Here is an 18,742-nt window from a genome sequence, read left to right as displayed (position 1 = left end):
CCGCCGAACCCGCGGAAGATGCCGTCCACTCCCACCGCGTCGGTCGCACCTGTCGACGACGTACCTCGTGCTGGCCGGCAACCGTCGAGGGGGGCTAGCGCGTCTTGCAGTACGTGGCCGACGAAGGGACCCCCGTGCACCCGAACCACGACCAGCTCGACGACCGGACCGCCACCACCGCGGTGGCCCGCCCACGCGGCGACGGTCGGCGCGGCCGTCGCCGTCCCGCCCTGCTGAGCGCCGCGGTCGCTGCTGCGACGGGTCTGGCACTCGCCGTGCCGCTGACCGTCGTCTCGCAGCTCCAGGGAGACCGGATCGCCGGCAGCGCGACGAGCGGGCAGGTGGCCCCCGCGGAGGCGGTGCAGACGGCGTACGCCGCCCTCGACGCCGGGCTCCGCGACCCCGCGTGGCTATGGGTCGTGGTCGAGGCCGACGCGGAGACCGACGAGCTCATCTTCTCCGTCACCCGGAACTGGTCCGAGGAGGGCGAGGCCATCACCATCGCCGAGGACGCCGCGGCGTCGGTCGGCTACACCGCGCGGTTCCGCGACCTGAGCTGGGCCGGCGGTGACGACATCGGCGAGACGCTGACCGTCGAGATGGAGGGCGCCCGCGCCGAGCTCGAGGCCCTCTACCGTGGCGCGTCGTCGACGGGATTCGCGCTGGCCGCGACGTACCGCCTCACGACCGACCCGGACGAGCGTGTCGTGATCTGGCGCTCGGGGGTGGACGAGGACATCGACCGACGGGCGCGCGAGATCGCCGAGCGCTACTCCGTCGACCTGGTGCTGCACGTCGCCCGCCAGTCGGAGCAGGACATGTCCCGCCTCGCCAGGGAGCTCGAGGCAGCAGCAGGTGACCTCGGCCAGCGCGGCTTCTCCGTCGGGTGGGTCACCGCGACCCCGTCCGGCGCCATCGTGTGGGTCAGGGGCGACGTCGCGGCAGCCGAGAAGGCGCTCCCGGCGTACGAGGGCGTCCTGGTGGTCCGATCAGCCGACGAGTACACGGACGGCGAGCAGAGCGCGATCCTGACCATCCCGTACGACGAGGCGCGCGGCACCGAGCCTCAGCGCGACCCGTCGTGCTCCCGGATCTGCGCGAGGCGCTCGTTGTAGGCCTTCAGCTCGGCGTCGTCGCTGCTCGCCTCGCGGCGGTCGTGCCGCTTCGACTCGACCCGGTCGTGGCGGAACCACTGGCCCAGCACGATCAGCACCACCATGAGGATGGGGATCTCCCCGATGGCCCACGAGAGCGAGCCGCCCAGCTCCTGGTCGGCGACGAGGTCGGTCGCGTAGGGCCGTTCGAGCCGGGCGTAGAAGTCGCCGCCGACGGGGGTGCTGCTCGACATGAGCGCGATCGAGAAGAAGGCGTGGAACGGGGCGACCAGCAGCAGCATCCCGAGCCGCCCGAGGTAGGGCAGGCGGTGCGGGACGGGCGCGATCCCGACGAGCGACTCGTAGAAGAGGTAGCCCGTGATGAGGAAGTGCAGCTCCATCCACGCGTGCCCGAGGTGGTTGTCCATCATCCAGCCGAACAGGCCGGTGAAGTAGACGCCGTACAGGCTGCCGACGAACAGCAGCGCCGTCACGACGGGGTGCGAGAGCACGCGCGCGGGCCGGCTCTGCAGGACGGCCGCGAGGATCTGCCGCGGGCCCTGCCCGCCGCGCACGTCGCTGCCGGGCAGCGCCTGCAGGGCGAGGTTCACCGGCGCGCCGGCGACGAGCAGGATCGGCGCCACCATCGACAGCAGCATGTGGCTGACCATGTGCGCGCTGAAGAGCACGTGGCTGTAGGTGCCGAGCCCGCCGAGGGTCGCGTAGGCGACGACGAGCATGCCGGCCACGAACGCGACGGTGCGCAGCACCGGCCAGGCGTCGCCGCGCCGGTGCAGGGTGCGCAGCCCCACGCCGTACGCCACGAGACCGCCGACGACCACGAGCAGCCCCACGCCGGAGGCGTTGAACCCCCACAGCAGGTTCGCAGCGTCGGGAGCGGGCGGCAGCGGTCCGCCGAGGAGCGCCTCGGCGCCGGAGGCGTAGGGCTCGCCCACGGGCGGCGGCGTGCGCGAGAGCGCGACGCCGAGGCCGAACGCGACACTCATCCAGAGCAGCTCGACGCCGGTGAGCAGGGAGAAGGTACGGCGGCCCGCGGCGTCGTCGTCGATGCCCGCCACCACGCGGCGCCGGGCGACCCACGCCACGACACCGAGCACGACGAGGACGGCGATCTTGGCCAGGGCGCCACGGCCGTAGCCGCTGTCGAGGAACGCCCCGTCGACGCGCACCCAGGCGTTGACGACGCCGGAGGCCGCGGTGGCGCCGAAGCACCAAGCCGCGATCGCGGAGAAGCGTCGCGCCGCGCGGCCGCGCACCTTGGGGGCGTCGGCGAGGTGCCACCACAGGGCCACCACGCCGCCCACCCAGACCACGGCCGCCAGCACGTGCGCGACCATCGAGACGATGGCGAGGTCGTGAGAGCCCGACGACGCCGAGTGCCCGGTGAGCACGGGCGGCACGAGCGCGAGCAGGGACAGCCCCAGGAGGCCGCCCACCTCCCGCGCCGTCGCGACCCAGCGGGACAGCACGACGAGCACCAGCAGCATGACCGCCTGCGTGGCGGCGGCCTGGCCCTGGCTGACCTGGGTGTACCAGCTGCGGACCGCGTCGAACGACAGGTCACCGACGGGATCGGCGAAGAGGTCGGAGACGGTGAAGACGCCCTGCACGAGACCCGCGACGAGCCAGACCAGGCCGGCCCACGTGGCCGCCCGCGTGGCGCGGTGGCCGACGCGGCCGAGCTCGTCGCCCAGCCGCTTCGCCACCAGCAGCGGCACCAGGAAGCAGGAGACGACCGCGACCGCGGCCACGTGACCGACCAGCTCGAGCGCCGGGATGGCCCAGCCCGTGAGGGCGCCGGGGTCGGGGATGCCCGCGGGCGGCGCCTGCGGGGCGCCACCGGCCAGCTCGAGCAGCAGCCACATCGCCGCGGCGCCCACGACGAGCGCGCCGAGCGCGGCCGGGAGCAGTCCGCGGCGCTCGCGCGGCGGCGTACCAGGGGTGCCGGGGCCGGGGGTGCCGGAAGCCCCGGCGCCCGTGGGGCGCTCGGTGCGGGGCCCGGCCTGGTCGGTGCTCACGTCTGCTCCCTCCGCAGGGCCACCGCCAGCAGGGCGGCGGCGACCACGAGCAGGCCGCCGAAGACCCACACGTGCTCGCCGTGGCGCTGCCACCAGCCCTCGTCGTCGCCGGCGGACAGGTCGGCGGTGACCGTCTGGGTGGCGTCGGCCCCCGGCTCCGCGGCGTCGCCGGCGCCCGCCGGGTCCTGGGCGGCCGGGCCACCCGTGCCGACCTGGTAGGTCAGCTGCCCCGAGATGGGGTGGCCGTCCTCGGAGACGACGCGGTAGGCGATCGTGTAGCCGCCCTCGATCCCGTCGCCGAGCGGCTGGGTGACGGTGTCGCCGTCGATGACGGGGTCGCCGTCGACGACGTCACCGGCGGGACCGGTCACCACGACGTACGCCGGGGCGCGGACCTCGCCGCTGAACTGCAGCGCCACCTCGGTGGGCGCGCCCTCGAGCGTCGCGCCGTCCTCGGGCGTCGACGCCACGAGCGAGGCGTGGGCCTGCGCCGGGGCGGCGAGCCCCAGCGGCGCGAGCAGCAGCAGCGCGATGGCCAGCGCGGCGGCGAGCAGTCGCAGGACGACGGTGCGGGAGCCGGTCATGCGTCACCTTCCTCTCCCTGTCCAGTGTCCGCCCCGCTCCCCGAGGAGGTGCCCGCGGGGGGCCGGGCGGCGGTGGTGGCGGTGGGGGACGCCAGTCCGAGCATCTCCCGGCCGACGAAGTCGCCCTCCGCGCAGGCGGGGGGCACGGCGTACACGGCGGAGCCGATCGTGGTCACCCACTCGTTGAGCAGGTCGAGCTCGTCCATCCGCTGCTGCACGGGCACGAACTGCTTCTCCACGTCGGCCGCGAAGGCGAGGAAGACGAGGCCGGCCCCGCCGTCGGGCGTCGTGTAGTTGTAGGCCCGGCGCAGGAACCGCTGGTCGGTGTCGGCGCTGCGCATGCGGGCGACGTGGCTGGCCGGGTCGATGACCGGGAACCCGGTCGCGTCGGTGGCCGCGAAGTCGGGCTCGTCGTGCTCCGCCGCGCCCGTGAGCGGGGCCCCGTCGGAGAGCCGGCGGCCGACGGTGAACTCGCGGGCGACGCGGTCGGTGCGGTCCCAGCCGGTCATGTCCATCGCGATGCGGCGCACCACGAGGAACGTGCCGCCGTCGAACCCCGACGCGGCGCCCGTGCTCCACAGCAGGCGACCGTGGTCGCCGGCCGGCAGGTTCACCGTGCCGTCGACCTGGCCCATGAGGTTGCGCATCGTCGTGCCCTCGGCCTCGGTGCCGCGGGCGCGACGGAAGCCCTCCTGCACCCAGCGCGTGGTCGCGAACGGCGCCGCGTCCTTGAGCAGCATGCGGCGGGCGTGCACGAGCGTCACCGGGTCGTCGGAGCAGACCTGCACCACGACGTCGGTCTGGCCCCACGCCGGGTCGAGCTCGTCGCGGGAGAAGGCGGGCAGGTCGACCAGGCCGGGGTCGTACGCCGGCTGCAGCATCCGCAGCACGCGGGGCCCGAACCCGAACGTGACGGTGAGCCGGGACGGCTCGGTCGCCAGCTCGGGCTCGGTGTCGGCCAGCGCGCCCGAGCCCGACGACAGCCGGGCGGCGTCGTCGCTGAGCAGGCGCATCATGCGCCCCAGGTGCGCGGTGCCGAGCCCCTCGAGCAGGTCGAGGCCGACGAGGCTCAGGTGGGCCTGGGCGGGCGTGGTGATGCCCGCCTGGTGCACGCCGTGGAAGTCGACGGTCTCCCCGCCGCTCGGGCGCCCGGTCGGCCCCGACGCCTCCATGACGTCGGCGGACGTGCCCGACCGGGGCCCGCCGGTGTCCTCACGGACACCGCGCGAGCCCCAGCCGACCGCGGTGCCGCCGAGAGCGGCGGCACCGGTCGCCAGCAGGCGGCGTCGGTCGAAGCGGGTCACTGGTCTCCCGCGTCGCCGTGGTCGTGGTCGGAGTGGTCGTCGTGGCCGGCGTCGTCGCCGTGCTCGGCGTGGTCGCCGCCGGCGTACTCCTCGTCGGCGCCCGTGTAGGGCTTCACGACCGCGGTGATGGTCTCCGTCGCGCCGTCGGCCAGCTCGAGGTCGATGGTCACGTCCTGACCGGCCTCGAGGGGGCCGGTCAGCTCCATCAGCATGATGTGGTCGCCGCCCGCGGTGAGCTCGTGCGTGCCGCCGGCGGGGACCGTGAAGCCGCCCTCCTTGGGCTGCATGACCATGGCGCCGCCGTCGCCGGCGACGACCTCGTGCAGCTCGACGAGGCCCGCCACGTCGGACGAGGCGCCCACGACGGTGATGTCGGCGCCGGTGTCGTTGACGAACGTGCCGAAGGCGGCGGTCATGCCCTCGTCGGTGGCCTTGACCCAGGGGTCGGTGATGGTCAGGCCGGTCGCCGAGCCGTCGTCGCCGGCCGCGGAGCTGCTGCTCGCGGCGTCGGCCGAGGTGTCCTCGGCGGCGGAGGCCGAGCTGCCGTCGTTGCCGCAGCCGGCGAGCAGCAGGACCGCGGCGGCGGCCACGCCGGCGCGGGTCAGGTGGGTGCGGGTGGTGGTGGATCGCTTCACGTGCGTTGCTCCTGGTGAGGGGGCGCGTCGAGGACGCGCGGAGGGGCGGCCTGCCGCCCCTGCAGGGGCTCAGGCCGTGGGAACGGGTACGGCGGCCCGCGGCGGCCCGCGCGTGAGGTGCGGGTCGCGGCGGGGAGCGGTCGCCGGGGTCGTGCCCACGGCGACGGGGAGGGGCGCGGGGTGCGCGGGCACGCCGTACCGCTGCGGGAGCGGGGGGAGCAGGCGCAGCAGGGCCGCGCGGACGAGGCGCCACCAGGCGCGCTCGGCGCCGAGCGCGGCGGCGACGGTGAGCGCGCCGGCCGCGCCGTGGGCGAGCGCCATGGTGAGCGGGTCGTGGGCGGGCGCCGGGCCGGTGAGACCCAGGGCGAGGTGGAGGCCCGCCTGGGTGAGCAGCGCCGTACCGGCGAGACCGGCGACGTCGAGGCGCCGGCGCGTCAGCGGGAGCGCCGTCGCGACGCCGACGAGCACGGCGAGGGCGGCCAGCCAGACCGGGGGAGCCGCGCCGCCGGCAAGCACGTGCGCGGTGACCGCACCGGCGCCGCACAGCACGCCCGCGCTCAGCGCGCGGGGGGTGCGGAGGGGCGTGGCGGTCACGGGCATGACGCGCTGATTCTAGGCGGTCGGGGGCGTCGACCCCGCATCGCTGTTTGGCGCCGACCGGTCGGGGCAGGACGGCCGCCATGGGATTCAACCTGCACCTCGTCGTGCTCGAGCACTCCTCCGTCGACCGGCTCGCGGTCGCGGGCTGGTTGCCCACCGGCGCGACCGTCAGCGCGGAGGAGGCGTCGCACTCCTGGTACGACGGGATCGCCGCCTACGAGTCCGCCGGCCACGTCGTGCTCCTCGACCCCACCCTGCGGCTGGCCGGGCGGACCGGCGACCTCGCGACGTCGCTCGGCACCACGGTGGTCTCCGCGACCTTCGGCAGCACGGCGGAGGTGCACGCCTACCAGGTCGACGGCCCCGACGTCTCCCGCCTAGTCGTGCTGCAGGAGGGCGAGGTGGTCGAGGACCAGGGCGGGGCCCTGCCCGAGGAGGCCGGGGTACGGCGCGACGACGGCGGCGAGAACTGGCTGTTCGACCTCCTGGCAGCCCGGGGCCACCGGCTCGACCTCGACGTGCCCGGCGCGGTGGTGCTGACGCACGGGTGATCCACGACCGGGACGGCGGCACGGGTGGTCGTACCGGATGTCACCACTCCCCCGGGCGACACCCCGCTGCGACGGGCCCCGGCCGGGAGGAGTGGTGACATCCGGGCGGCCGCGACCCGGCATCCACACCCGGCCCCCGGCGACCCCGCGACCGTCGGCGCCCCCTGCTAGGAAGAACCCATGACGTCCCCCTCCGGTGCACCGACCGTCGACCGCGCCGCCGCCCGCGAGGAGGCGGAGCGCCACCTGCAGGCGCTCGTCGGCCGCGACGACGCGCGGCTGCGCGACGACCAGTGGACCGCCATCGAGGCACTCGCCGTCGACCGGCGCCGCGCGCTCGTCGTGCAGCGCACGGGCTGGGGCAAGTCGGCGGTCTACTTCGTCGCCACGCTGCTGCTGCGGGCCCAGGGCGCGGGGCCGACGGTGATCGTCTCCCCGCTGCTCGCGCTGATGCGCAACCAGATCGCGGCGGCGCAGCGGGCCGGCGTACGGGCGGTGACGATCAACTCGACCAACCCGGAGGACTGGGAGCAGATCCACACCGGCGTCGCCGCAGGCGAGGTCGACGTGCTCCTCGTGTCGCCCGAGCGGCTCAACAACCCGACGTTCCGCGACGAGGTGCTGCCGCGTCTCTCGGCCAGCGCCGGGCTCCTGGTGGTCGACGAGGCCCACTGCATCTCCGACTGGGGCCACGACTTCCGGCCCGACTACCGCCGCATCCGCACGCTGCTCGCCGAGCTGCCCGACGGCGTGCCGGTGCTGGCGACGACGGCCACCGCGAACGCCCGCGTGACGCGCGACGTCGCCGAGCAGCTCGAGGCCGGCGGCGCGCCCGTCCTCGTGCTCCGCGGCTCGCTCGACCGCGAGTCGCTCCACCTCGGCGTCGTGCGGTTCCCCACGAGCGAGCAGCGGCTCGCCTGGCTCACCGACCACCTCCGCACCCTGCCGGGCTCGGGGATCATCTACTGCCTCACCGTCGCCGCCACCCAGGAGGTCGCGCAGCACCTGCGGGAGCAGGGGCACCACGTGGCGGCGTACTCCGGGCAGACCGACCCCACCGAGCGCGCCTCGCTGGAGGCCGCCCTCGCCGCGGGCGAGGTGAAGGCGCTCGTCGCCACCAGCGCGCTCGGCATGGGCTTCGACGCCACCCTCGGGTTCGTCGTCAACCTGGGGGCGCCGAGCTCCCCGGTCAGCTACTACCAGCAGGTCGGCCGCGCCGGCCGCGGCACCGAGCAGGCCGAGGTCGTGCTGCTGCCCGGCCGCGAGGACCGCGACATCTGGGCCTACTTCGGCTCCCTGGCGTTCCCGCCCGAGCGGCTCGTGCGCCAGACCATCGACGCCCTCGACGCCGCCGGCCGGCCCCTGTCGACCGCCGTGCTCGAAACCGAGGTCGAGCTGGGCCGCAACCGGCTGGAGACGATGCTCAAGGTGCTCGACGTCGACGGGGCGGTACGCCGCACGAAGGGCGGGTGGGAGTCCACCGGTCAGCCGTGGACGTACGACGCGGAGCGGTACGCCCGGGTCGCCGAGAGCCGCGAGCGGGAGCAGTCGGCGATGCTCGCCTACCTCGAGACCGACGTGTGCCGCATGCGGTTCCTGCGCTCCCAGCTCGACGACCCGGTGCCCGACGGCCCCGAGGGCGACTGCGGCCGCTGCGACAACTGCGGCGGCCTCACCCTCGACGCCGGCCTGGACGAGGCGGCCGTCGAGCAGGCCCGCGCCCGCCTCGACCGCCCCGGCGTCGTCATCGAGCCCCGCAAGATGTGGCCGAGCGGTCTCGACCGGCTCGGGGTCGAGCTCAAGGGCCGCATCAAGAACCCCGCCGAGGAGGGGCGCGCCGTCGCCCGCCTCACCGACCTCGGCCACGGCCAGGCGCTGCGGGACCTGTTCCGCGAGGGCCCCGAGGGGGCGTACGACGGGCCCGTCCCCGTGCCGCTCGTGCAGGCGGTCGTCGAGGTGCTCGGCGAGTGGCGCCCCCAGGTCGACCAGATCGTCGTCGTCGACTCGATGACCCACGGCGCGCTGGTGCGTGACCTCGCGTCCGGGCTGTCGCGCTACCTCGGCGTGCCGGTCGTCGGCAGCTGGTCCATCGCCGACCCGTCGATCCCGACCGGGGCGGGCGCCGCGAACTCCGCGCAGCGGGTCGCCGCCGTGCGCCGCCGCTCCCGGCTCGACCTCGACCTCGCCGACGACGGGCGCCTCGGCCGGGTGCTGCTCGTCGACGACCGCGTCGTCACCGGCTGGACCCTCACGCTCGCCGCCGCCGCGCTGCTCGAGGCGGGCGCGAGCGCTGTCGTACCGCTCGTGCTGGCGACCCAGTCCTGAGCGACCCAGTCGTGAGCGACCCGGTCCTGAGCCCGCGGGCCTCGACGGGCCCGGCTCAGCGCTGGTGCGCCAGCGACTGCCGCGCGAGCGCGGCGGCCGGGGAGGTGCGCGGCCGCGGCTTCACCACGGCGGGCACCTTGGCGCGTCGCGGCGCGGGCGGCTCGGCCGGGAGGTGCGGGTAGTAGTTGCGCGGCCGGCCGTTCTTGTCGACGGTCGCCAGCAGCTGCACGCCGATGAGCTCGACGGTGTGGGCGCTCAGCCACGACACGAGGATCGTCGGGATCGCGACGACCACCGCGGTCAGCAGGAACGTGTAGCCCGGGGCCCGGTCCGGCAGCAGGCCCATGCTCCCCACCCACCGCATGACGGGCTCGTGGGTCAGGTAGATCGCGTAGCCCAGGCCGCCGACCCACGCCAGCGGACCCCACGACAGCACCCGCGGCCACGGCCCCTCGTGGAGCACGATCGACGCCATGAAGACGGCCACGCCGAGCGCGTACGCCGGGTGCCACCACTCCTGCTGGAGCGTGTCGATCGGGCGGGCGACGACGAGCGCCAGCACGAACGCGGAGCCGAGGATGGCGCAGGCGGCGCGCACCGGGCGGCTCAGGCGGATGCCGGCCACCGTGAACACCGCGAGCAGCATGCCGATGCCGAAGTCGGTGGCCTTGCCGACGGGGGAGAACACGAGCGACCAGTCGGTGACCTCGGGCCGGCGGACCTGGGTCAGCCACGCGATGTAGAGCAGACCGACCACGATCATCAGCAGCGGTACGCCGAGCGCGAGCGCCAGCCGGTCGTCCTTCGTCCGCGTCCGCGTCACCGCGCGGTGGATCAGCGGCGTCAGCAGCGCGACCAGCACGTAGAAGTGGAACTCCACCGCCAGCGTCCAGGCCGGGCCGTTGGTCCAGAAGATGTACTCGTCGCTGTAGACGTGGGTGAAGGTCAGGTGGAGGACGAGGTCCTTCCAGTGGCCCGGCAGGTTCGGGTTGCTCCACGACCACACGATGATCGTCAGCACCCAGTAGAGCGGCACGACGCGGGCCAGGCGCTTCGCCAGCGTCAGGGCCCCGGAGCGGCCGGGGCGCCCCGACAGTGCCGCCGCCGCCAGCGGCAGCCACATGACGAAGCCCGACAGCACGAAGAACATGTCGACGAACATGTCGACGCCGTACATCAGCTGGTGCCCGAGCCCGTCGAGCGGCCACGCCTGCGTGGGTCCGGTCCGGTTCCACATGTAGGCGTGCACCAGCACCACGGCGAGGGCGGCGACGCCGCGCAGCCAGCCGAGGGGGTACATGGCGCGCCCACCGCCGCTCGTGCCGCGGGTCCTGCCGATGCCGGCGGAGGCGTCGGCCTTCTCGAAGCCGGTCTGCGTCGGGCTGGCCAGCCCCTGGGTGCCCGGCAGGGACGAGGTGCCCGGCCCGGCCGGGGTCTGCGTGCTCATGCGGCGCTCCGGTCGTGGGTGAGCGTGCGGGTCGCGTCGGTCGCGGCGCTGCGGGCCGTGACGACCCAGACGCGCTCGCCGCGGATCTGCTTGAGGTGGGCGACGCGGTTCACCAGGTTCTTCGCGCCCGTGTAGATCACGACGTTGAGCAGCGCGGCCCGCACGAACCACCAGCCGTGCCGGCGTACCTCGGGCACGGAGACGCGCCACGCCACCATCGTCTGCACCGCGCCGGAGCTGACGATGTAGAGCGAGAGGAAGAAGAAGATGGGCGAGGTGAGGTCGATGCCCTGGTCGCGCCAGGCGAGGAACACCATCAGCGGCCACACCAGCTGCACGAGCCACGGGTACGCCTCGCGCCACGCCAGCAGGAACAGCACGCCGAGGCGGCGACGCACCCCGAGCTCGCGGCTCGTCAGCAGCGGCCACAGGTGGCGCAGCGACACCTGGAACCAGCCCTGCGCCCAGCGCAGCCGCTGGCGCCACCAGCCGGTGACGGTCGCCGGGGCGAGCTCGCGGCTCACGAGGCCCGGGTCGTTGACGATCTTGCCGCCGGCCAGCAGCAGCCGCATCGACGACTCGATGTCCTCGGTGAGGTAGGACCCGCGGAGCCGGACCTGCTCGAGGGTGTCGCGGCGCCAGTAGCCGTTCGACCCGCCGAAGATGCCGAACCCGTGCAGGATCGTGCGGCCCGGGTGGGCGACGGCGTACAGCTGCTCGAACTCGACCGCCACGGTCTGCGCGAGCAGCGTGTCGGCCTCGCGGATGACGCAGTGGCCCTGCACGACGTCGGCGCCGTTCGCGATCCAGTGCCACGCGCGGGCGAACGCGCCGGGCATCGGGTGGTGGTCGGCGTCGAAGATCCCGACGAACTCGCCGGTCGCGAAGCGCAGCGCGGCGTTGACGTTCTGCGCCTTCGAGGTGCTGTCGTGCACCCGCAGCACCGTCAGGTCCGGGTGCTGATCGTCGAGCGTGGCCAGCACGTCCTCGACCGCCAGGTCCTCGGGGGTGTTGTAGGCCAGGATCACCTGCAGGCCGCCGGCGTAGGACTGGTCGAGGAACGTGTCGAGGGTGTCGAGGATCGTGTCGGCCTCGTTCGGCAGGTACGCCGCGATGATCGCCGTCGCGGGCGGGGGCGTCAGGTCGCGCAGCTCCTCGGGCAGCTCGGGGAGCATCGGTGGGTCGAGGGCGGTGAAGCACTCCGCCCAGATGGCCGTCGCGGTGATGGTCAGCGCGCCGACGACGACCCAGTAGACGGCACCGGAGATGTCGAGGCCGAGGCCGTAGGTGAGGAAGAGCAGCGCGAGCGGCAGCAGGAAGGCGCCGACGGTCGCGATGAGGATCTGGGTCGCGAACGTGCGCCGCGAGATGACGGGCTCGCGCTCGTCGGCGTGCCGGCGCACCGGCTGGAAGTCGCGCTGGCGCACCGAGTGGCGGGCGCCCTCGGTGGCCATCCGCACCGCCCGGTCCTCGGGGGAGCGGGCCGTGATGGGGGCCCAGCCGACGCCGAGCTCGATGCGCCGCGTGCTGTGGCCGAGCCGGTTCAGCGCCTCGAGGGTGTGGTAGGCCATCTCCTGCAGTCGCACCGGGCGGGCGCCGTGCCCCGTGTGGTGCAGGCGCAGCACGAGCAGGCCGTCGGGGGTCGCCTCGACGCGCTCGCCGTCGAGGAGGTGCACCACCAGCTGCGCGGCCACGTCCTCCATCACGTCCTGGGTGGCGTGGAGCGACGCGGACGTGGTGCCGGGGGCGACCCACACGGGGTCGATGACGGCCACCAGGGACTCGCCGGCGCGGCGCCAGGGGATGCCCGGCACGCGGTCGAGCCAGCGCGGCGCGGCGGCGGGCCGCGGCTCCGGCTGCTCGCCGTGGACGGTGTCGGCGTCGACCGGGACCAGCCTGCCGCTCAGCACCTGCAGGTGCTGGCGCAGCCGGTCCTCGGCGATGGCCGAGGTGTCGACGTCGTTCGACATCGTCGTGACCTCCCAGTCGTGGCGATCTGCGGACCACCCGGGCGCACCGGCGGATCACGCGCGGTCCATCCCGGCCCTGCTCCCTAGGGACCCGCAGCGTCGCGGGCGCGGCACACGGCCACCAGGGGGTTCAACGGAGCAGTTGCGCGGAGGTCGGGTCCGCAGAGGAATTTCTTCGTCTCGTCTAGACCAATTCTTGAGGACGACGGTAACGGCCGGCCCCGGGCCGGGCCGAGCCCTGCGGTCCGATGGTGACGAGGGACACGTGCTCCGCCCGGGTCGCGGGCCTCCGGACCGGTGCGGGGTCCCCGCACGCGACGAGGGCCGCACCACCGGTCGGTGCGGCCCTCGAGGCGGCTGCGGGAGCGCGAGCGGGTCAGTGACCGACCATCGCGGCCGGGTCGACCTTGCGCTCCGACGGCTTGCGCGGCAGGAAGAACGCCGGCACGAGGCAGACCCCGACCAGCACCGCGGCCACCACGAACGTGTCCGCGAAGACGGCCGCCATGTCCGGGAGGACGTCGCCCAGCGTGCTGGGGTCGACGCCCAGGCGACCGGCGACCTCGGCGACCGCCGCGGCCTGGCCCGGGTCGGACGGGTCGACGCCGGCCTCGGACAGGGCCGTGCCGAGGCGGACCGACGGCATGTCCCGCAGCCCGTTCGTCAGCAGCACCGAGAAGACGGCAGTGCCGATGGAGGCGCCGACCTGCTGCACGATGTTGAGCAGCGTCGAGCCCCGCGCGACGGTGTGGTCGCTGAGGGTGCGCAGCGCGGCGGTCATCAGCGGCATCATCGTGCCGCCCATGCCGAGGCCCATCACGAAGAGCGCGCCGAGCACGTACAGGTACGACGTCTCGTGGTCGATCTGCGTCAGCAGCGCGAAGGCGCCCGTGATGACCGTGAGGCCGACGAGCACGATGCGGCCCGGACCGATCTTGTCGACCAGCACGCCGGCCAGCGGCATCGTCACCATGGCGCCGATGCCCTGCGGAGCCAGGAGCACCCCCGCGCTGAGCGTGGACTCGTCGCGCACCTGGATGAAGTAGAGCGGGAACAGCAGGCTGGCGCCGAAGAAGGCGACGCCGAACAGCGTCAGCGACAGCACCGCCACGGTGAGGTCGCGGTTGCCGAACAGCCGCAGGTCGACCAGCGGGTGGGCGTTGGCGGGGCGCAGCGCCCACGGCACGAACGCCACGATGAGCAGCAGGCCGATGATGGCGGGCGCGAGCACCTGGGCGTCCGCGACCGTGCCGGTCTCGGGGATCGAGCTGATGCCGTAGAGGAACGCGGCCAGGCCCGGGGAGAGCAGCAGCATCCCGACGAGGTCGAAGGTCTCCGACGGCTCGACGTCGTCGGCCGGCAGCACCCTGGCCGCGTACACCAGCGCGGCGATGCCGATGGGCAGGTTGATGAGGAAGATCCAGTGCCACGACGCGATCTCGATGAGCCAGCCGCCGAGGATGGGCCCGAAGATCGGGCCGAGCAGCATGGGGATGCCCAGCACGGCCATGACGCGCCCCACCCGCTCGGGACCGGCCGCCCGCGTCAGGATCGTCATGCCGAGCGGCATGAGCATGCCGCCGCCCAGGCCCTGCAGGACGCGGAAGGCGACGAGCATCTCCAAGGACGTCGCCATCGCGCACAGCACGGAGCCGAGCGTGAAGAGCACCACGGCGAGCAGGTAGAGCCGCTTCGTGCCGAAGCGGTCCGCCGCCCAACCGGTGAGCGGGATGACGCTGGCGAGGGCGAGCGTGTAGCCCGTCATCGTCCACGCCACCTGCGCGGACGTGGCGTCGAACTCCGACTGGAAGGTGTCGAGCGCCACCGAGACGACGGTGATGTCGAGGATGGACATGATGGCGCCGAGCACCACGACGCCGGCCACGACGAGCACGCCCCGGTCGAGCTTGTCGTCGGACGCGCCGTCGGGGCGCAGCTCCCCGGTGGCGGGGTCGAGACAGGTCATGGGTGGCAATGTAGGGACGCCCGCCGACGTCCGGCACCCGACTTTCGTCCAGCAGTTCCCGGGCGGGGCGTGAGGTCGCTCACGCCCCGCCTGCGTCAGCCGACGAGACCGTCGACGGCAGCCAGCACCGCCGGGTCGTCGGGGGTCGTGGTCGGCGCGAACCGGGCGACGACGGAGCCGTCCGCGTCGACGAGGAACTTCTCGAAGTTCCACTGCACGTCGCCCGGCTCGGGGCTCTCCTTGAACCCGCCGGCGTCGGCGTACGGCGTGCCCACCAGCGCGTCGTACACGGCGTGGCGGCCCGCGCCGTTGACCTCGACCTTCTCCGTGAGGGGGAACGAGACGCCGTAGGTCGCGGAGCAGAACTCGGCGATCTCCTCGTTCGTGCCCGGCTCCTGCCCGCCGAACTGGTTGCAGGGCAGGCCCACGACGGCGAGGCGGTCGGCGTACGTCTCCGCGAGCTGCTCGAGCGCCGAGTACTGCGGCGTGAGGCCGCACTTGCTGGCCACGTTGACGAGCAGGGCGGGGCGACCGCCGGTGAGCTCGCCGAGGGTCGCGGGGGTGCCGTCCAGGCGGGCGATCGGGGTGTCGAGGAGGCTCATGCCGCGCAGCGTACGCCGCGCCTGTCGGCGGCCCCCGCTAGGTTCGACGGGCCCTGCACCCGCGATCGTCCGAGGTCCTGCGTTGAGCTTCGTCCCCCTGTCCGGCCCGGCGACGTTCCGCGCCGCCGAGCCCCCGCGCGCGAGCGCGGTGGTGTTCACCGGGCGCGGGCGCGAGGTGGAGCTGCCGCTGCGCGCCGCGCTGCCGGTGCTGACGCGCGGGCAGTCCGCCCCCGCGGCCCACCCGAGCGTGGGCCTGCTGGCGGGGGCGGCGCTGCTGGCGGTGCGGATGGTCGCGGCCGGCCGGTTCACCCCCGACGAGCGCACCGACGCGTGGCGCGCGGACCCCGACGCCGACGACCACGACCGGCTCGTCATGCTCGCCCGCTCCCGGGCCCACGACGACCTGGCGCCCGAGGACGCGCTCGCGCTGGCGCGCTCCGTGCTCGACGCCGTCACCGACACGCTGCCGCGCACCCCGCCGAGCGGCGCGTCGGGCCGGGTGGGCGGCCCGGGGTCCCCGGGCCTGCGCTCGCCGGGCCTGCGCTCGCCGGGCCCACGCTCCCCGGGAGTGGGCACGCCGACGACGACACCCGGCCCGCCGCCGCGACGCAGCGAGTTCTCCGAGCGCCTGCGGGCCCGCATCGCGGAGGCCCGCTCGGCGCGGGCGGAGGACACGTCGCTCGCCCAGCTCGTCACCCTGTCGCTGCGCGTCGAGGCCGACGAGGAGGAGCTGGTCGCCGGGGCGGTCCGCCTCGTGCTGCAGGTGCACGACGAGCGCGACCCCCTGCGGTTCTGCGACGCCGCGCTGCTCTGGGCGGGGGAGGGCGGCGAGCACGGGTTCGGCTCCCGGGCCCGCACCCACGCGACGATCGCGCTGCGCGACGCGGCGACCGCCTGGCCGGTGCTGGAGCGGTTCGCGCAGCTGGCGGTCCCCGACGAGATCACCCTCGACGCCGACGAGATCGCCGGCCTCCTGGAGGACGGCGTGGGCGCGCTGCGGGAGCGCGGCGTCGACGTGCTGTGGCCCCGCAGCCTCGGCACCGACCTGACGACGCGGGCGGTGCTCGACCACCGCCCCCGCTCGACCGGCCCGCGGGAGGACCTGCTCCACGACGGCCTCTTCGGGCCCGACGCGCTCTTCGCCTTCTCCTGGCAGGTCGCGCTCCACGGCGAGGCGCTGACCCACGAGGAGATGGACGAGCTGGCGCGCGCCGCGTCGCCGATCATCCGGCTGCGGGGGGCGTGGACGGTGGTCGACCCGACGGTGGCGCGCCGCGCGCGCAAGCGCCTGGTGCGCACCGTCAAGCCCGCCCAGGCGCTCGCGGCGGCGCTCACCGGTGTGGTCGAGGTCGACGACGCGCCCGCCGAGGTGGTCGTCGGCGCCACCCTGCTGAAGGTGCGGGAGCGGCTGCTCGAGGCCGCGACCCGCGAGCCCGTCGACCCGCCCGCCGGGCTGCGGGCCACGCTGCGCGACTACCAGCGTCACGGCCTCACCTGGCTGGCCGAGCTGACGGGTCTCGGCCTGGGCGCCTGCCTCGCCGACGACATGGGGCTGGGCAAGACCCTCACCCTCATCGCGCTGCACCTGCACCGCGTCGAGGAGGGCCTGGCCACCGGTCCCACGCTCGTCGTCTGCCCCACCTCCCTGCTCGGCAACTGGGAGGCGGAGATCCGCCGCTTCGCCCCCGACGTGCCGGTCCGCCGCTTCCACGGCTCCGCGCGCTCGCTCGAGGCCGGGCTCGGCGACGACCCGGGGTTCGTGCTCACGACGTACGGCACGCTGCGCAGCGACGTCACCGGCCCGACGCGGGCGCTGGCGGCACAGCGCTGGGGGCTCGTCGTCGCCGACGAGGCGCAGCACGTGAAGAACCCCGCGTCGGGCACGGCCCGCGCGCTGCGCCAGCTCACCAGCGACGCCCGGGTCGCCCTCACCGGCACCCCGGTCGAGAACGACCTCACCGAGCTGTGGGCGATCCTCGACTGGGCGACGCCCGGCCTGCTCGGCAGCCGCAACGCCTTCCGCAAGGTGTGGGCGGCGCCCATCGAGTCCGGCGCCGAGCCGAGCAAGGCCCGCCAGTTCGCCGACCTCATCGGCCCGTTCCTCCTGCGCCGGCGCAAGTCCGACCCGGGCATCGCGCCCGAGCTGCCGCCCAAGACCGAGACCGACCACCTGCTCGACCTCACCCGGGAGCAGGTCGTGCTCTACGAGGCCTACGTGCGCGACTGCATGGAGCGCATCGAGCGCTCCGACGTCGAGGCCCGCCGCGGCCTCGTGCTCGCGATGCTCACCGGGCTCAAGCAGATCTGCAACCACCCGGCGCACTTCCTCAAGCAGTCGAACGGCCGCATCGCGGGCCGCTCGGAGAAGCTCGAGCTGCTCGACGAGCTCGTCGCCACGATCGTGGCCGAGGGCTCCTCCGTGCTGGTCTTCACGCAGTACGTCGCGATGGCCCGCCTCGTCGAGCAGCACCTCGCCGCGACCGGCGTGCCCCACCAGCTGCTCCACGGCGGCACCCCGGTGAAGGAGCGCGAGCGGATGGTCGCCGACTTCCAGGCCGGTCCGGAGGCGGGCGGCCCGCCGGTGTTCCTGCTCTCGCTGAAGGCCGGCGGCACGGGGCTGAACCTCACCCGCGCCGACCACGTCGTGCACCTCGACCGGTGGTGGAACCCGGCGGTGGAGGACCAGGCGACCGACCGGGCCTACCGCATCGGGCAGACCCGGCCGGTGCAGGTGCACCGCCTCGTCACCCGCGGCACGGTCGAGGAGCGGGTCGCCGAGCTGCTCACCCGCAAGCGCGCGCTCGCCGACGCCGTGCTCGCCCGCGGCGAGGCCGCGTTCACCGAGCTCGACGACGCCGACCTGCGCGACCTCGTCACGCTGCGGCGTACCCCCTCCACGGGCGCGGCGGGGGACCCGGGGTGACCACCACCCGCACGACCCACCCCCGGCTGGCGCCGCGCCGCGCCGGCGGTCGCCAGCCGTGGTGGGCGAAGGCGTGGACGCGGGCGGTGGAGGAGGCGGCGTTCGCCGAGCGCGACCTGCGGGCCGGGCAGCGCCTCGCGCGCGCCGGGCAGGTCGGGGGCATCACCGTCGGCGCCGGCTCGGTGCTCGCCGCCGTCCGGGAGGACGACGACGCCTGGACGGTCACCGTCGAGGTGCCCGTGCTCGCCGACGCGGACCGCGACGCGCTGGTCGACGTCGTCGCCGCCGAGTCGGGCCGCGTCGCGGCGCTGCTCGCCGGGGACCTGCCGCACCGGCTCGTGGAGGACGCGGAGGAGCTGGGCGTCGAGCTGCTCCCGTACGGCGGGGAGTTCGCCGCGACCTGCACGTGCCCGCACGCCCTCGACCCCTGCGCCCACGCCCTCGCCGTGCTCGTCCAGGTCGGGTGGCTCGTGGCCGACGACCCCCTCGTGCTGCTGGCCCTGCGCGGTCTCGACCGCGAGACCCTGCTGGCCCGGCTGCACGCGCGCACGGGTGGCGCGGGCGACGGGCCCGGCGGCGACGCGCCGGCCGGGGAGGACCCCGACGCGCTCGACGTGGCGGCCGACGCGGCCCTGCGCGCCGCGCGGCTGCTGCGCGAGATCGAGGCGGGGCGGGTGCCGGAGAGCTGGTGACCCGGCGGGC

The 18,742-nt window shown here is 74.9% G+C and carries 14 protein-coding genes; 5 read left to right on the top strand and 9 right to left on the bottom strand.

The window, feature by feature from the left end:
* The first annotated feature begins 134 nt into the window (after window positions 1-134).
* Complete coding sequence (locus INN71_RS16920; RefSeq protein WP_277500046.1) at window positions 135-1,115, top strand: hypothetical protein; 981 nt, start codon at window positions 135-137, stop codon at window positions 1,113-1,115.
* Here INN71_RS16920 and INN71_RS16915 read toward each other — a convergent pair.
* From INN71_RS16915 to INN71_RS16895, 5 genes are all read right to left on the bottom strand, one after another.
* Window positions 1,067-3,133, bottom strand: coding sequence for a bifunctional copper resistance protein CopD/cytochrome c oxidase assembly protein (locus INN71_RS16915; protein ID WP_277500047.1), 2,067 nt, complete (start codon window positions 3,131-3,133; stop codon window positions 1,067-1,069). The genes INN71_RS16920 and INN71_RS16915 overlap by 49 nt on opposite strands.
* Entirely contained in the window at window positions 3,130-3,717 is a 588-nt protein-coding gene (locus INN71_RS16910) for a copper resistance CopC family protein (protein WP_277500048.1), read from the bottom strand. Before INN71_RS16910 ends, INN71_RS16915 begins: the two co-directional genes overlap by 4 nt.
* Entirely contained in the window at window positions 3,714-5,021 is a 1,308-nt protein-coding gene (locus INN71_RS16905) for a Dyp-type peroxidase (protein WP_277500049.1), read from the bottom strand. Before INN71_RS16905 ends, INN71_RS16910 begins: the two co-directional genes overlap by 4 nt.
* A complete protein-coding gene (locus INN71_RS16900; protein WP_277500050.1) occupies window positions 5,018-5,656 on the bottom strand; it encodes a copper chaperone PCu(A)C in 639 nt (212 codons plus the stop codon). Before INN71_RS16900 ends, INN71_RS16905 begins: the two co-directional genes overlap by 4 nt.
* A gap of 69 nt (window positions 5,657-5,725) precedes the next feature.
* A complete protein-coding gene (locus INN71_RS16895; RefSeq protein ID WP_277500051.1) occupies window positions 5,726-6,256 on the bottom strand; it encodes a hypothetical protein in 531 nt (176 codons plus the stop codon).
* A gap of 80 nt (window positions 6,257-6,336) precedes the next feature.
* Here INN71_RS16895 and INN71_RS16890 point away from each other — a divergent pair, with 80 nt between their 5' ends.
* Together INN71_RS16890 and INN71_RS16885 are read left to right on the top strand one after the other, a co-directional pair.
* Window positions 6,337-6,807, top strand: coding sequence for a hypothetical protein (locus tag INN71_RS16890; protein WP_277500052.1), 471 nt, complete (start codon window positions 6,337-6,339; stop codon window positions 6,805-6,807).
* A gap of 180 nt (window positions 6,808-6,987) precedes the next feature.
* A complete protein-coding gene (locus tag INN71_RS16885; RefSeq protein WP_277500053.1) occupies window positions 6,988-9,132 on the top strand; it encodes an ATP-dependent DNA helicase RecQ in 2,145 nt (714 codons plus the stop codon).
* A gap of 55 nt (window positions 9,133-9,187) precedes the next feature.
* On the opposite strand, the gene INN71_RS16880 is transcribed toward INN71_RS16885, so the two are convergent.
* From INN71_RS16880 to INN71_RS16865, 4 genes are all read right to left on the bottom strand, one after another.
* Window positions 9,188-10,579, bottom strand: coding sequence for an acyltransferase (locus INN71_RS16880; RefSeq protein WP_277500054.1), 1,392 nt, complete (start codon window positions 10,577-10,579; stop codon window positions 9,188-9,190).
* Complete coding sequence (locus tag INN71_RS16875; RefSeq protein ID WP_277500055.1) at window positions 10,576-12,549, bottom strand: glycosyltransferase family 2 protein; 1,974 nt, start codon at window positions 12,547-12,549, stop codon at window positions 10,576-10,578. The genes INN71_RS16880 and INN71_RS16875 overlap by 4 nt, the downstream gene beginning before the upstream one ends.
* A 376-nt stretch (window positions 12,550-12,925) precedes the next feature.
* Window positions 12,926-14,515, bottom strand: a complete 1,590-nt coding sequence (locus INN71_RS16870) for a DHA2 family efflux MFS transporter permease subunit (RefSeq protein ID WP_277500056.1) — start codon at window positions 14,513-14,515, stop codon at window positions 12,926-12,928.
* 95 nt (window positions 14,516-14,610) lie between these two features.
* On the bottom strand, window positions 14,611-15,117 hold the full coding sequence (locus INN71_RS16865) for a glutathione peroxidase (protein ID WP_277500057.1): 507 nt from the start codon (window positions 15,115-15,117) through the stop codon (window positions 14,611-14,613).
* An 82-nt stretch (window positions 15,118-15,199) separates the two neighbouring features.
* Between INN71_RS16865 and INN71_RS16860 the strand changes: the two genes are divergently transcribed.
* Window positions 15,200-18,040, top strand: coding sequence for a DEAD/DEAH box helicase (locus tag INN71_RS16860; protein ID WP_301801275.1), 2,841 nt, complete (start codon window positions 15,200-15,202; stop codon window positions 18,038-18,040).
* Window positions 18,037-18,732, top strand: a complete 696-nt coding sequence (locus INN71_RS16855; protein ID WP_301801273.1) for an SWIM zinc finger family protein — start codon at window positions 18,037-18,039, stop codon at window positions 18,730-18,732. Before INN71_RS16860 ends, INN71_RS16855 begins: the two co-directional genes overlap by 4 nt.
* Window positions 18,733-18,742 lie beyond the last annotated feature (10 nt).

This window comes from Nocardioides sp. ChNu-153, assembly GCF_030466625.1.
Lineage (GTDB): Bacteria > Actinomycetota > Actinomycetes > Propionibacteriales > Nocardioidaceae > Nocardioides.
This window is presented reverse-complemented; position numbering and strand designations above follow the sequence as displayed.

Coding starts and splice junctions, on each gene's coding strand:
- INN71_RS16910 (WP_277500048.1), bottom strand. CDS start 3,717: ATGACCGGCTCCCGCACCGTCGTCCTGCGACTGCTCGCCGCCGCGCTG.
- INN71_RS16895 (WP_277500051.1), bottom strand. CDS start 6,256: ATGCCCGTGACCGCCACGCCCCTCCGCACCCCCCGCGCGCTGAGCGCG.
- INN71_RS16890 (WP_277500052.1), top strand. CDS start 6,337: ATGGGATTCAACCTGCACCTCGTCGTGCTCGAGCACTCCTCCGTCGAC.
- INN71_RS16885 (WP_277500053.1), top strand. CDS start 6,988: ATGACGTCCCCCTCCGGTGCACCGACCGTCGACCGCGCCGCCGCCCGC.
- INN71_RS16880 (WP_277500054.1), bottom strand. CDS start 10,579: ATGAGCACGCAGACCCCGGCCGGGCCGGGCACCTCGTCCCTGCCGGGC.
- INN71_RS16875 (WP_277500055.1), bottom strand. CDS start 12,549: ATGTCGAACGACGTCGACACCTCGGCCATCGCCGAGGACCGGCTGCGC.
- INN71_RS16870 (WP_277500056.1), bottom strand. CDS start 14,515: ATGACCTGTCTCGACCCCGCCACCGGGGAGCTGCGCCCCGACGGCGCG.
- INN71_RS16865 (WP_277500057.1), bottom strand. CDS start 15,117: ATGAGCCTCCTCGACACCCCGATCGCCCGCCTGGACGGCACCCCCGCG.